The sequence below is a fragment of the Thalassospira profundimaris genome (assembly GCF_003326795.1).
Lineage (GTDB): Bacteria > Pseudomonadota > Alphaproteobacteria > Rhodospirillales > Thalassospiraceae > Thalassospira > Thalassospira profundimaris_C.
On the sequence record NZ_JPWI01000009.1, the window covers coordinates 37,943 to 52,905 of the forward strand.

Below are 14,963 nucleotides of genomic sequence, written 5' to 3' on the forward strand. Positions count from 1 at the left end.
GCGGATAATTGTGTTTCATCGGGATTTCCCGGAATTTGGTGTGACTATGCCAAGCAAAACCTTGCGCGATAATCTGGATTGCGCGACAACCATATATGAATTCAATTCAAAGATGAGGCACAATTGGACAATCGCGCAGGTGAAATGGAGACCTTTGTCAGAGTCATCGAGCATGGTAGCTTTTCCCAGGCAGCACGGGATTTGCACATGTCTCCGTCCGCCGTCAGCAAACTGGTCACGCGCATTGAGGACCGCCTTGGCACAAGATTGCTTGTCCGATCCACCCGCCAGCTGCAACTGACACCTGAAGGCGAAATGTATTTGCGCCGTGCCCGGACCATTCTTGATCAGATTGATGAAACCGACCGATTGATCGGCGGCGGCGGTCAGGTTGCACCACGTGGCAAGCTTAGCGTTAATGCATCTGTCGCCTTTGCACAGGTTTTCATTGTGCCCAACCTGCCGCGTTTTCTGCGTCAATATCCCGACATCGAGCTTGAACTGACCCAGACCGATGGCATTGTTGATTTACTGGAAGAACGTGCTGATATCGCCATTCGTTCAGGCTTGTTACCGGACTCCAACCTGATGGCGCGCAAGCTTCTTGAAACGAAGCGCAAAATCGTCGCATCCCCGGACTATTTGGCAGACCATGGCATCCCGCAAACACCGGCCGACCTCGCCCATCATAAATGCCTGCGCTTCAGTTTCATCAAGGGTCGGAATTTCTGGCCATTTACCGATCCACAAACCAATCGACGCTTTGAACAAACCATCAATGGTGATTTTCTGGGAAACAACGGCCCGCTGGTCAAGTCTATGTGTCTGGCAGGTATCGGCATAGCCCGGATTGGCAATTTTCATGTTCAGGATGCAATCGACCGTGGTGAGCTGATCGAAATTCTTAAAGACTGGACTGCGGATGACGTGGAAACGGTGCATGCTGTCTGGGCGGGTCACGATCATCTTGCCACCCGTGTTCGCGCCTTTATCGACTTTGTCGCAAACTGCGTCAAAGAAGCCTGAAATCAAGGCCCCGGACTATGCAGACTTGCGCAAAGTCAGAATGACAATGCCACTGACAACAATCAGGCCGCCAACCATCTGGATCGGGCTGATCATCTGGTCCAGCACCACCCAGCCAAACAGCAGGGTCGCAATCGGCTCGACATTCATCACCGGCGCATTGCGCGCCATATCCAGTCGCGGCACGGTGATGAACAGAACGGAAAACGCACTGCCATAAAGCGTGACCAGAACGGCAAGTCCGATCCAGCCCGGCAAGGCTTGCGGTGTCGCCATGCCACCGGGCAGTACATCACCGATCCCGGCCATGATCATGGCGATAAAGACCACAACCATCGTAAACATGGATCGAACAGAACCATTCAAAGCAGCAAGCTTGTGATCGGTCACCCAGAACGCCACCGACAGGGCGGTTGCGGCCATCAGGGCAAAGACAATGCCAAGCCACCATTCATCAGTTACAGCAATACCGCCCCCCAGGATCCCCGGCAGATCAAGCGCCAGGACAAGTCCCGAGAGAATGAACAGCATCAGAGCAGCTGATTTCAGTGTCGGGCGCGCACCACCCAACCCCCATGTCAAAAGGGCCAGAATGATTGGAAACGTATTGGCCGTCAGCAAGGCCAGCGCCACAGGTACGCGCGCGACCGCAGAATAGAGGCACAGGCTCTGGATCGTGATCATCAGGCCAAGTAGTAATTGCCACCGCCCCAATCGCCTGGGAAGGCGAATGGAATGACGCTGCATGGTGACGATCGAAATCAGGATCAGCAACGCTACACCTGATCGGCACAAAACCGCCAGCAGCAACCCGGTACCATTTTCGAATGCAAGCCGTGCGGCGACATGGTTGCCCGCAAAGCTGCAGGCGACAAGCGCCAAAGTCATCACTGCAATCTGGCGGGGAAACAGTGCGGGGGCAGCATTCGGGTTTACCGGGGACGGATCGTGACGGGCGGCGGACATTCAGTTTAATCCTGACTGGTTGGGGCGCACCGAATAGACCTTATACCCCTTGAACAATCAAGGCGTTATATGGAGTCCTGAAGTTCCGCAGCACTTAGCAGTTCAAGGCATCTCTGTGCAACCAGACGTGCGGGCTGCAAAGATGGATGATGAAACGGCACAAGCTCGGTCCCGGTTTGCATCGGCCGGGCATAGCCACCTTCATACAGCGACTGTTGAAACCGTCGGTGACGTTCCGAGGACAATCCATCGGGCGCATAGATATAAACCCCGCCGGACGCGGCCGCTGCTTCACAACACATCGAAACGGAATCACCGGTTACAATCACCACATCGGCAAGTGCGAGATATCCGAAATAGGGATTTTCGTTCTGCGATGTCCAGTCGTGATAGTGATAGGCAAGCCCCGATGCTTCCAGACGCCTTGCGATCAGGGCTTCATTCTCAGATCCCGTGCGTCGGCTTGTCGTGACCATCAGGCTGCCATCGACAGCCTGGGCGGCCTCGATTGCCTTTGAGATCAGCTCGTCGGCCATCACACTTGTAAATGTTGTCTTCTTGGTATTGCCCCCGACAATGACGGCAAAACGCGGTGACGGCAGCCCCTTGAAAACAGGGCGCCATTGATCGGCCTCGATCAAAAGACGCGTCTCGGTGACCCGATGCGGGGCACCAGGAATTTCGACAATATTTTCGCGGATCGTGATCTGGTCATGCGCAGGAACCGCAATCAGATCAAACGCACCTTCGCCACCATCCGGACGCATGATCTGGCAGATGCGGCTGTGACCCCGGCTTTGCTTTTTGATCCATCTGGCGATCGGCGCAGTCCTGCGACCGGCAGAAATCACAAGGTCTGGCCAAGGCGCGGTCAATCTGGTGCGCGAAGACATATCAACACCGATCAAACTTGATCCACGGATGAAGTTTGGCAGACGCGCCCATTTGGTATAACCGATATCGATACGCTTGAAGGGTTGCGCCAATGCCTCGGCGACACCGATTGCCTGATTGACATTTCCGGCCCGATCATCGGCCAGAACCCATATCAGATGCGTGTCTTGCTCGGTCATTCAGGGAAACTTTCCTGATTTGATTATTGTTTTTCGACGATGGCACAAAACAGATTATCGTTTTTGCCTGTCCGGGTCGATGGATGCTGATCTGATAGGTACAGTCAGATTATGGGTTTATCAAGCATCCACGCAAAGTCATGAAATTGGCGCTGGGCAATGAAACATTTTTGTAATTTAATCATTCGCCCCTACCTATTCTTTAGGATGGGAAACTTATTACTCAGGCGCAGGCAGAATGCTCGGCTCATCGGTATCGGTCAAAAGAACTTCAAGAACTGTCCTGTGCATCCTGCTTGCCTTGCTGCCGGTCATTGTATGGATGGTGACCGAATTCTGGCGCGAAACCAAACTTGTCGACATCAGCGAGGATGGCCGGAACAAGCTTGAACTTTATCGCTCCAACCTGCAGGGCGCGATCAAGGAACATGAATATCTTCCGATCACGCTGGCCTCGGACAAACGCATCATTGATCTCGCACTCGGGGCCGATCCGGCGACCGCAGCGGCGGTTAATGTCTATCTTGAACGGCTTACGGCAGACAGTGGCGCATCTGATATCTATTTCATGGATGAGAGTGGTGCGACTATTGCCGCAAGCAACTGGAACAGCCAGGCATCCTTTATCGGGCGCAACTTTTCATTCCGCCCCTATTTCCAGCAAGCCCGCATGGGCATGACCGGTCATTATTTTGCGTTTGGTATCACATCGAATGTTCCGGGTTACTATATCTCCCACCCGGTCCGCCCGGACGGCACGACCTTTCAGGGGGCTATGGTGGTCAAAACCCATCTTGAGGCCCTTGTGCAACGCTGGGCAAGGGGCAGTGAAAGCGTTCTTGTCACCGACGAAAACGGTATCGTCATTATTGCGTCTCATCCTGAATGGCGGTTCCGCGATCTTGACGGATTGCCGACAAAGGAGCGACCGCGGATCATTGCTTCACGCAAATATGGTGACCATTCACTTGATCCGATGCCATTGATTTCCGGTGACTGGCCAAAAGGCAATGACCTTGGGACCCTTACACTTGGCGGAACACCGCGCAATGCGGGCGATCAAAACATCTCCTCCGCGCCCGAAACCGGTCAGCTCCGCACCGAAAAAGCCAAACCCGAACTGGCCAAAACCACCTATCTTGTGACGGGCAGCACCCTGCCAACACAAGGGTGGCGGATGTATTTGCTGACCGACAAATCATCACTGGATCGTTCGATCATCAGTGCCGGTTTGATGGGCGGTGCAGCGCATATCATTTTCACCGGCCTGGTGTTTATCATCTTGCAGCGCCGACGCGCGATGCTTGAACAACTTGAAATTCGTGACTGGTCACAGCGCGAGCTCGAACGTCAGGTTCGCCTTCGTACCGCCGATCTGATGAGCACCAATCTGCGTCTTGCCCAGGAAATCAATGAACGGTCCCGTACCGAAGATGCCTTGCGATCAGCACAGGCAGAACTGGTCCAGACCAGCAAACTCGCAGCCCTTGGTCAGATGTCAGCGGGCATTGCCCACGAAATCAACCAGCCGCTAACCGCCATTCGAAGCTATGCCGAAAACGCCCTTAAATTCATTGCGCGCGGCAATGAAGAAACGGCAAGCCGCAATCTGCAACGCATCTCGGAACTGACCGACCGAATGGGGCGGATCACGAACAACCTCAAGACATTTTCGCGCCGTCCCGAACAGGACAATCACCCGGTTGACGTCCCCAAACAGATGCAAACGGCGATTGATCTTGTTCATGAAACCGGTCGTGCCGGCATGGCCGAGATTGTTATGACCCACGATGAAAATATTCGCCCCGTCATCGCAGAGGCCAACCAGCTGACACAGGTCTTTACCAATCTGATCAGCAATGCCGCAGATGCCTGCAACAGTATCGAAAACGCCAAAATCGAAATTTCTATTATCGAGCGTGAAGACCGTGTCCTTGTTAAAGTCAAGGATAACGGGCATGGCATCCTGCCCGAAAACCTGCCGAAACTTTTCGACCCGTTCTTTACCACCAAACCCTTTGGCGACGGTTTGGGACTGGGTCTTTCAATCTGTTATGGCATCATTCGAAGCTTTGGCGGCACCATCCGTGCGGAAAACCGCCCAACTGGCGGATCATCCTTTATCATTGAGCTTCGCCATGATGGTGTTGGCGAGGAGAGCGGGGAAAACAGTGTCTCGACGGGAAATGCAGGGCCTGATAAAAACCAGAATCAAATCGCATCTGCTCTTGATGTGCATGGGGATCAGGCCTGACCACAAACCGGCTTTCTGATCCGGTATCAGGATCAAAGGATACGCCAGTGCCCGCCACCGCCGAATGTGTTCTGTTTGTTGATGACGACGCTGATGTGCGTGAAGCCGCACAACAAACACTTGAGCTCGCCGACATCCCGGTCGAACTTTTTGCCGATGCCACATCCGCCCTTGCCCGCCTGCGCAAAGGATGGCCCGGTGTGGTCGTCTCTGACATTCGCATGCCGAAAATGGACGGGCTGGAATTCCTGACCGAGGTCAAAAAAATCGACCCCGACATGCCGGTGATTATGGTTACCGGGCATGGCGACGTCGCAACCGCGGTAAAGGCCATGCAAAACGGGGCATTCGATTTTATCGAAAAACCCTATGCCCCGGACATGTTCGTGGATGCGACCAGGCGAGCAATGGCACATCGCAGCCTGATCCTTGAAAACAGAACACTGCGCATCGAGCTCGCCAAACATACGAGAAATGCGTCTGACTTCATCGGCCGCAATCCGGCAATGGAAAAGTTGCGCACCCTGATTGCCAATATTGCCAGCACCAATGCCCATGTCCTGATCAATGGTGAAACCGGATCAGGCAAGGAAGTCATTGCGCGCAATTTGCATGAAATGTCGGGGCGTAGCGGCCCGTTCGTTGCGGTCAATTGCGGCGGCATGCCGGAAAACCTGATTGAATCCGAACTGTTTGGTCATGAGGCCGGTGCATTCACCGGTGCCGATCACAAACGCATCGGTAAGTTCGAGTTTGCCGACAAGGGTACGATATTCCTTGATGAGATCGAAAGCATGCCGCTTTCCCTGCAAATCAAGCTGTTGCGTGTCTTGCAGGAACGCGCCCTTGAACGGCTTGGGTCAAACCGGGTGCAACCGATTGATCTGCGCGTGGTTGCCGCCACCAAAACCGATCTTCGAGCAGCATCATCACGCGGGGAATTTCGCGAAGATCTGTATTACCGGCTTAATGTCGTGCAGCTTCACATCCCGCCGCTGCGCGACCGCAAGGATGACATCCCGCTTCTGTTCGAACATTTCACCCGGGATGCGGCCAAACGGTTCGACCGCTCGGTAAAACTGGTAACACCTGCTGAAATGGCGCAATTCACGGCCTATGACTGGCCGGGAAATGTCCGCGAATTACGCAACGCTGCCGAACGTCGTGTTCTTGGTCTTGATCCTTTGGCAAGCGACAATGACGCGGCACCACAAAGCGGATTGACGCTGCCCCAGCAGGTCGAGGCCTTTGAAAAAAGCCTGATCACCGAGGCCCTTCGCGAGCATCGCGGTAACGTGACCACAACCGTCAGCGCGTTGGGCGTCCCGCGCAAGACATTCTATGACAAGCTGACCAAATACGACATCACCCCCTCCGAATTCAGAAAAACCCGCAGCAACAGCAATGAAGAGCCCGCCAGCTAGGCGGGCTTTTTGCTTGAGACGATGCCACATCCAACTTGTGTGGATATCCACACAAACAGCAAGTAATCATGTGCGAGATAACTCACAAATCAACAAAATATACCGCACCGCAATAGCATCAGATTCAGCTTAACAAGCTGATTTAAAATAATAATTTTTAACACCCCCAAACTGGCCCGTCCCTTGCTGATTACGGCACAGCGCCAAAAGGCGTTTCAAAACGACGCCACAAAAGGCGCGCTAACGGGAAAACGCATAAGCCAGTCAAAGGGAGACAATCGAATGCGTCCTATCACCAAACATATCCTCGCAGCAGGCGTTGCCGCCGCAGCACTCATGGGTGTCAATGCAGCCTCCGCACAGGAAGTTATCAAGTTTGCGCACGTTGTTGCGCCGAACACCCCGAAAGGTCAGGGTGCGGAATTTTTCAAAAAGCGTGCAGAAGAAATTCTGGGTGACAAAGTAAAAATCGAAATCTATCCGAACTCCCAGCTTTTTGATGACGACAAGGTTCTGCCGGCCATCCTGCGTGGTGACGTACAGTTCGGTGCACCGTCGCTGGCGAAATTCGGCAAATGGACCAAAAAACTGCAGGTCTATGATCTTCCGTTCCTGTTCAAGGACATGGATGCCGTTTCCTGCTTCCAGAATGGCGAAAAAGGTCAGGAGCTCCTGAACTCCATGTCGGGCAAGGGCCTGACCGGTGTTGGCTACTGGCATAACGGCCTGAAACAGCTTTCGGCCAACAAGCCGCTGCGCGCACCCGAAGATGCCGCAGGCCTGAAATTCCGTATCCAGTCATCTGACGTGATTGCTGCACAATTCGAAGCAATCGATGCAGTTCCGCAGAAAATGGCATTCTCCGAGACCTACTCTGCCCTTCAGACCGGCGTTGTTGATGGTCAGGAAAACACCTGGTCGAACATCTATTCGAAGAAATTCTTCGAAGTTCAGGATTACATCACTGAATCCAACCATGGTCTTCTCGACTATATGGTCGTCACCTCGACCAAGTGGTGGGACGGTCTGGATCCGGAAATCCGCGCGGGCCTGACCCAGGCAATGAACGAAGCATCCGATTACGCAAACGGCCTGTCGGCCAATCTGACCGCTGAACAGCGTCAGGCAGTGATCGATTCCGGCGAAACCGAAATCCTTTCCGTTTCAGCAGATGACTTTGCCAAATGGCAGACAGCAATGAAGCCGGTTTGGGATGAGTTCTCTGGCGATATCGGTCAGGACATCATCGACGCCGCTGCTGCGTGTAACTGATCCTAGCTTTTTCCCCACTTTATCGGAAAAGGGCCGTTTACGATGATCTCGACGGTCGTTACCCGGCTGGAGGAGGGCATTATTGCCCTCCTGCTTGCCGCCATGACATCGCTTACCTTTGTAAACGTCGTCATGCGTTACGTTTTCAACTCCGGTCTCACCTGGGCCTTGGAAATCACCGAATTCCTGTTTGCCTGGCTGATCCTGTTTGGCATGTCCTATGGGGTCAAGGTCGGTTCCCACATTGGTGTGGACGCACTTGTCCGTCTGTTCCCGGATCGGGTACAGCGCGTGATTGGCCTGATCGTTGTCGCAACAGGCATCCTGTATTCGAGCTGGTTGATCATTGGTGGCTGGGAACTGGTCAGCTTCAACCACATGCTTGAAATGGAAGCGGAAGACAGCCCGCTGATGCTGTGGTTCGTTTATCTGATCATGCCCGTTGGTGCAGCTTTGCTGGCATTCCGTCTGGCACAGGTTGGCTGGCGCATCATCACCGGCAAACAGGTTGGCTTTAATCTGGCAGACGAAGCACGCGAAGCGATTGATCAGCTTAATCATGCTGGCAATTCAGCTGCAAACGGCGACAAGTCCGCCGACGCATCAAAGCCAAATGCGTAAGCCGCGCGGGGGACATTTTTCATGACAATTGCATTTCTGTTTATCCTGCTGTTCGGCTTGATGGCCATGGGCGCACCGATCGCCATTTCGCTTGGCGTATCTTCGCTTGCGACCATTCTGATGTTTGGTGATGACAGCCTTGCCACGCTGGCCGAAAAGCTGTTTGGCGGGATGGAACATTACACCCTTCTTGCCATCCCGTATTTTATTCTGGCCTCGGCATTTCTTTCGACCGGTGGTGTTGCCCGCCGTCTGATCCGCTTTGCCATTGACACTGTGGGCTGGTTCCCCGGCGGTCTTGCCATGGCATCGGTTCTGGCTTGCATGCTGTTTGCGGCCGTATCCGGATCAAGCCCGGCCACGGTCGTCGCCATCGGCTCCATCGTGATTGCCGGTATGGTCCGCGCGGGTTACCCGCAAAGCTTTGCGGCCGGTGTGATCTGTAATGCCGGGACGCTTGGCATTCTGATCCCGCCATCCATCGTCATGGTGGTTTATGCAGCCGCGACCGAGGTTTCGGTTGGCCGCATGTTCCTTGGCGGGGTCATCCCGGGTATCATGGTTGGCCTGCTTTTGATGATTGCCATCTATATCGTTGCGCGCATCAAGAAACTGCCAAGCCAGCCACGTCCAAGCATCGGAGAATGGGGCGGAGCACTGTTTTCAGCATCCGGTGGCCTGTTGCTGGTTCTCCTGATCATGGGTGGCATTTATGGCGGTGTCTTTACCCCGACCGAGGCCGCCGCAGTAGCAGCCTTCTATGCCATGTTTGTTGCTGTGCTGTTTTACCGTGACATGGGCCCGATCAAGAACCTTTCATGGGTTCCGGAAAACGGCAATACCGGCTTTGGCAGCCTGATTGCCCATAATATTCCGAAGATGGGCAAGGCTTTGGCATTGCTACCATTTGACAAGGAAGTGCGTCACGTTCTGCTGGATGCGGGCAAAGTCACCATCATGTTGATGTTCATCATCGCCAATGCGATGCTGTTTGCACATGTTCTGACATCCGAACGCATTCCGCATACCATTGCCGAAACCATCATTGGCTGGGGACTTCCGGCATGGGGCTTCCTGATTGTGGTCAATATCGTTCTGTTGATCGCCGGAAACTTCATGGAGCCAAGCGCGATCCTTCTGATCATGGCACCGATCTTGTTCCCGATTGCCATGCAGCTGGGCATTGATCCGATCCATCTTGGCATCATCATGGTGGTCAATATGGAGATCGGCATGATCACACCGCCGGTGGGGCTCAACCTGTTTGTGACTTCGGGAATCACGGGGATGCCGCTTCTCAAGGTCGTCAAGGCAGCCCTGCCCTGGTTGATGATCCTTCTGGGCTTCCTTGTGCTCATCACCTATGTCCCGGCCATCTCAACATGGCTTCCGACAACCCTGATGGGACCGGAACGGATCATGACCCACTAGACGGCTCTGATTTTCCGGAAAGAAACCTGAAAAGGGCGGTGTTCGACGTGACACCGCCCTTTTCATTTGGCCGCATAGCAGCCATTCCAGCGGATCGGATTGAGGCACTTGGAAAAAACAGCGATCTTGTGGATAATGGGATTTCTTCAATTGTTTCAGGTTTCTGTCCCTGAAGGTGTGGCATGTGTCGCACAAGCGCGGACGCAGAATTGACGCCACCCCGTTTGCCTTATCCCGTTAAAACCGCGTTCGATATCGTGCGCGGATTTACGCCCCGACTTGGCAAATAATTGTCAGCATGCCCGGAACGCTGAAGAATTTAGCCCCACTTGCCACTGCATGAAACGGAAAGCAGACCAAATGGCACAAAGCACGCCCGATACAAGGCCCGATCCCAAACGTCTGGCTTTGCTGCTTGCAGCCCTGATTGCAACGGCCCCCTTTGCAATCGACACCTACCTGCCAGCGATCCCGGCGATGGCCACCGACTTTGGTACTGCAACCCACGCGGTTGAAATTTCGATCAGTACATTTCTGATCGGATTTGCCCTTGGGCAACTGATTGGCGGCCCGTTATCTGATCGTATCGGGCGGCGTCCGGTCGCGTTGACCGGGCTGGTTATCTATATCATCACCAGCGCGCTTATCACGGGCGTTGAAAGTGCTGCGGCACTAAATGTCATGCGCTTTATTCAGGCAATTGGTGGCGGCTTTGCACTGGTTGTTGTCGGCGCGTCCGTTCGTGATCTTTATGAAGGCAAGGAAGCGGCAAAGATGTTTGCGCTGATTGCCGTGATCATGATGATCGCGCCACTGGTGGCACCAACAGTGGGATCAGCACTTCTGGTCTGGTTTGACTGGCAGGCGATCTTTGTTCTTCTGATCATCTATGGCAGCCTGATGCTGTGTGTCGTCTGGTTCAGGATGCCCGAAACCACCAAATACCGTCCGCATTATGCCGGACCAACCCGGCGTGTCTGGTGGACCTATCTTGAGGTCCTGCGCACGCGCAAGGCCGTTGGCTTCATGCTGACCCATACGGGTGCGAGTGCCGTCATGTTCAGCTTTCTGACCGACAGCCCGTTCATGTATATCGACTTTTTCGGTTTTACCCCGGCACAGTTCCCCTATCTGTTCGGGGCCAATGTTGTGGTCATCGTGCTGTGCAACCGCCTGAACAATCCGTTACTGCGCCGGATGGAGCTTCATCAGATTCTTAAATATGGAACAGGCATTCAGTTTGCGGCTGTGATCGGACTGTTTCTGGCGATCAATGTGTTTGAGCCAAGCCTGTATAGTGTTGTGCCTCTGGTCATGATTTCGGTCGGAATGATCGGGCTGACCGCGCCAAATGCAACGGCATCTTTCATGCAATATTTCCCCCATATCGGCGGAACCGCGACCGCATTGATGGGAACCATCCAGTTCGCAACCGGGGCACTTGCCGGCATGATCATTGGCCATTTTCATGATGGCACGCTTTTGCCTGTCACGCTTTCGATGCTGGTCTTCGGGTTATTTGCCAATGTGATGGTTCATTTCGTCGCAGAAGCAAAACCGACCGACGTCACCGCAAATTTACGAGAAACATCCGCGACAGATGCCGCAGAATAAAAGATTGAACAGGAGAACCACCGATCATGGCAAAGATGAATTTCAATGATTACGGTCGTTGCATGGCGACCTACAACAGCTGGCAGAATGGCGTGCTGTTTGATCTTTGTGCGCAAATTGGCGATGAAGAACGCCGCCGTGACAGGAACATGTTTTTTGGCTCAATCCACAACACGCTGAACCATCTTCTTTATATTGATCTGCGCATTTTGGGTATTCTGAAAACCGGTCAGGCCGGAACCTATGATGCGCGCACCATCGTTGCAGATGACTTTGAAGATCTCAGGGAACAACGTATTGCGATGGACAAGGAAATCAGTGCCTTTGTCGATGCAACCGATCATGCATGGCAAGATGATTACCGTGAATTGATGGGGCTGGACGGGGTCACAAGAAAGCTTCCCCGCCAGTTATTCCTGATGCAGCTTTTCAACCATCAGACCCATCACAGATCGCAAATCACCAGTGAATTGCACAAGGTGGGTCTTGATTACGGCATCACGGATGTACCGCTTACCCCCGATTTGCCGCTGTAAGGTCGGGATTATTTCCCGATAAAGACCGCTTTGCGCTTTTCAAGGAAGGCAGTGTAGCCTTCCTTGAAATCCGCACTGTCAAAGGCGCGATAGCCTTCGTCAAATTCGCGCGCGTCAATCGCACCGCCCTGACGGAGACGGTTGATCATTTTCTTGTGCAGGCGCTGGGTAATTGGTGCGCCACCGGCAATGCGGTGCGCCGTTTTGTCGATCTCGGCATCAAAGTCGGCAATCGGCACATGACGGGCAACAAAGCCGATCTCACGCGCGCGCTCGGCATCAAAGACCTGCCCTTCAAGCAGGATTTCAAACAAGGTTGCCTCGCCCAGAAGATCAAGCATGATCTCAAGCTCCGGATAACCCAGCGTCGCACCAAGCTTCATTGGCGGAACTGCAAATTTTGCATTATCTGCCGCAATGCGCAGATCACAGGCCGATGCCAGAACGAAAGACGCCCCCATGCAAGGCCCATCAATGGCCGCAATCACCGGATGGGTGCAGTTCTGGATCGCTTGCAGGGCTTCTGCATGCAAAAGCCCGTAATCACGGGCCTTTTCAAATCCGGCCCGTTCACGCACGAACTCATGAATATCTGCACCAGCACCGAAACCGGCCCCCTCACCACCGCGAATAACGACACAGCGCAAATCCAGATCACCGGAAAGTTCCTGTGCGATATTGGCAAGCGTGCCCCACATCGGCTTTGTCAGGGCGTTTTTGCGGTCGGGCTGACAAATGGTGACAGTCGCAATGCCATCTGCAATGGCGACATTCAATCCGGTCTGGTCGGTCATGACATTTCCTTTGGGGCTTGCTGTGTGGACACAGCTTAATTCGGCATAACTATACCGAATAAACCGAAACAGCGGTCTTGCCAATAAAAGACAAGCAGTTTCCGGTCACTAGAACATCAGACACCATGACTTTCTGTCGTCACAGATGCCGTTTCCCGTGATTTGTTCAGCCTTCTGTCCAGCCATGCCACCGCCTCATCGATATCAGCCTCGTAATGGACTGCTGGCGGCTTCATGCCATGTACGAACAGATCGCGGCGGATGTCGTGTTTTGTTCCGCAAAAAACGATCTGCCCGCCACGCCCGCGCACCTTTTGCACAAGTCCGGCCAATGTATTTGCCGCCGTTGAATCCAGAAATGGCACAGCCGAGAAATCAACAACCAGAGCACGACGTGTATCGCCTATACGATCAAGTACCGAGCCGAATGCCGCTGTCGCCCCGAAGAAAAAGACACCCGAAATCCGAAACACGACAACATCGGGATCGCCAGCCGACACCGCATCGCTATTGGGCGCAACCAGCGTGCTGTCTGCCAGATCTTCTGCAACAAACGGGGTGTGGCTTTCGACATCTGCCATGCGAGACATCCGGCGAATAAACAAAACCGACCCAAGCGCAAAACCGACAATGATGGCTTCGAGCAGATCGCGAAAAACGGTGAGCAACAACGTCGTCAACAAAACCGCCGCATCGCCGCGCGATGACCGCAGCAATGTAAAAATCGCGTGTTTTTCGATCATGTTCCAGGCCACAACGGCCAACACACCGGCAAGACATGCCAAGGGAATGAAACTTGCCAGCGGAGCCGCAACCAGAATGAACACCAACAGGAAAAACCCGTGCAGGATACCGGCCACCGGTCCATGCGCCTTGGAACGCACGTTGGTTGCCGTACGCGCAATCGTGCCGGTCACACAAATCCCGCCAAACAATCCCGATGCAACATTCGCGACCCCCTGCGCCACCAGTTCACAATTTGACCGGTGTCTGCGCCCCGTCATGCCGTCCGCGACAACCGCAGACAACAGGGATTCAATCGCCCCCAGAAGCGCAAATGCAATCGCATTGGGCAAAACGGCCTGCATCTTGGCAAAGCTGATCTCCGGGAGCGACGGCACAGGCAAACTGTCGGGAATTCCGCCAAAGACACTGCCAATGGTTGAGACCGGCAGATTGAAGAGTGCCGTTGCCGCAGCCGCGCAAACAACCGCAACCAGCATACCGGGCCAATGGGGCCGAACATGTTTCAATCCGACAATGATCAGAATGGTCAATCCGGAAAGAATGACCGTTGTAGCATCCGTTCCCGGCAAGGCGTTCCAGATAACCGGGATCTTGTCCAAAAGCGGTCCGGGCTCTTTTCCTTCAAGGGTCAGTCCCAGAAGGTCCTTGATCTGGCTGGCAAAGATGATGACAGCAATCCCGGCCGTAAAGCCGACCGTCACCGGATAGGGAATGAACTTGATATAGGTCCCCAGACGCAACAACCCGATCAGAACAAGGATGATCCCGGCAAGGATCGTGGCCAGAAGCAAGCCATCCATTCCGTGTTCCTGAACCGTTGCCGCGACAAGCACGATAAAGGCCCCTGCCGGTCCCCCGATCTGGAACCGGCTGCCCCCCAGAAGGGATACCAGAATACCGCCGATGATCGCGGTATAAAGACCCTGTGCGGGCGTAGCCCCCGATGCAATTGCAATCGCCATCGACAGGGGCAACGCAACGATTGCCACGGTCAGCCCAGCAATGGCATCGGCGCGCAAATGCCCAAGCCCATAGCCTTCGCGAAGAACGGTTACGAGCTTCGGCGTAAACAGGTCGACAAAACCCGGCTTGCGATGCTGTTCGTTTGCAGATGTTGCTGTCTTCATTTCCCGTTGCAACCTTGTGGATATTGATTGCACAAAACCAATGCCCTATCGGGCACCCGCATTTCCCGTTTGGCAGAA

12 protein-coding genes are annotated in these 14,963 nt (G+C 53.9%); 8 read left to right on the plus strand and 4 right to left on the minus strand.

The features are described 5' to 3' along the window. Window positions 1–144: 144 nt before the first annotated feature. On the plus strand, window positions 145–1,026 hold the full coding sequence (locus TH30_RS13995) for a LysR family transcriptional regulator (protein ID WP_258548738.1): 882 nt from the start codon (window positions 145–147) through the stop codon (window positions 1,024–1,026). A gap of 15 nt (window positions 1,027–1,041) precedes the next feature. Here TH30_RS13995 and TH30_RS14000 read toward each other — a convergent pair whose 3' ends face one another. Both TH30_RS14000 and TH30_RS14005 read right to left on the minus strand, forming a co-directional pair. After that, the gene (locus TH30_RS14000; protein ID WP_114098727.1) at window positions 1,042–1,992 is read right to left on the minus strand and encodes an EamA family transporter; all 951 of its coding nucleotides are present in this window, start codon (window positions 1,990–1,992) and stop codon (window positions 1,042–1,044) included. Between the two features lie 65 nt (window positions 1,993–2,057). After that, entirely contained in the window at window positions 2,058–3,065 is a 1,008-nt protein-coding gene (locus tag TH30_RS14005) for a mitochondrial fission ELM1 family protein (RefSeq protein WP_114098728.1), read from the minus strand. A gap of 238 nt (window positions 3,066–3,303) precedes the next feature. Here TH30_RS14005 and TH30_RS14010 point away from each other — a divergent pair, with 238 nt between their 5' ends. The 7 genes from TH30_RS14010 to TH30_RS14040 all read left to right on the plus strand — a co-directional run bounded on the left by TH30_RS14010 (window position 3,304) and on the right by TH30_RS14040 (window position 12,217). Further along, window positions 3,304–5,319: a sensor histidine kinase gene (locus TH30_RS14010; RefSeq protein ID WP_114098729.1), complete on the plus strand. Its 2,016-nt coding sequence runs from the start codon at window positions 3,304–3,306 to the stop codon at window positions 5,317–5,319. 47 nt (window positions 5,320–5,366) lie between these two features. Beyond that, complete coding sequence (locus TH30_RS14015; RefSeq protein ID WP_114098730.1) at window positions 5,367–6,743, plus strand: sigma-54-dependent transcriptional regulator; 1,377 nt, start codon at window positions 5,367–5,369, stop codon at window positions 6,741–6,743. A 282-nt stretch (window positions 6,744–7,025) separates the two neighbouring features. Then, the gene (locus TH30_RS14020; protein ID WP_114098731.1) at window positions 7,026–8,015 is read left to right on the plus strand and encodes a TRAP transporter substrate-binding protein; all 990 of its coding nucleotides are present in this window, start codon (window positions 7,026–7,028) and stop codon (window positions 8,013–8,015) included. 42 nt (window positions 8,016–8,057) lie between these two features. After that, complete coding sequence (locus TH30_RS14025; RefSeq protein WP_258548731.1) at window positions 8,058–8,636, plus strand: TRAP transporter small permease; 579 nt, start codon at window positions 8,058–8,060, stop codon at window positions 8,634–8,636. A 21-nt stretch (window positions 8,637–8,657) separates the two neighbouring features. Further along, a complete protein-coding gene (locus TH30_RS14030; protein WP_114098732.1) occupies window positions 8,658–10,067 on the plus strand; it encodes a TRAP transporter large permease in 1,410 nt (469 codons plus the stop codon). A 360-nt stretch (window positions 10,068–10,427) separates the two neighbouring features. Further along, window positions 10,428–11,681 (plus strand): multidrug effflux MFS transporter, encoded by a 1,254-nt coding sequence (locus TH30_RS14035; RefSeq protein ID WP_181850292.1) that lies wholly within the window; start codon window positions 10,428–10,430, stop codon window positions 11,679–11,681. 26 nt (window positions 11,682–11,707) lie between these two features. Continuing rightward, on the plus strand, window positions 11,708–12,217 hold the full coding sequence (locus TH30_RS14040) for a DinB family protein (protein ID WP_114098734.1): 510 nt from the start codon (window positions 11,708–11,710) through the stop codon (window positions 12,215–12,217). 8 nt (window positions 12,218–12,225) lie between these two features. On the opposite strand, the gene TH30_RS14045 is transcribed toward TH30_RS14040, so the two are convergent. Beyond that, window positions 12,226–13,011, minus strand: coding sequence for an enoyl-CoA hydratase/isomerase family protein (locus TH30_RS14045; protein ID WP_114098735.1), 786 nt, complete (start codon window positions 13,009–13,011; stop codon window positions 12,226–12,228). Between the two features lie 116 nt (window positions 13,012–13,127). Continuing rightward, complete coding sequence (locus TH30_RS14050; protein WP_114098736.1) at window positions 13,128–14,885, minus strand: SulP family inorganic anion transporter; 1,758 nt, start codon at window positions 14,883–14,885, stop codon at window positions 13,128–13,130. Window positions 14,886–14,963 lie beyond the last annotated feature (78 nt).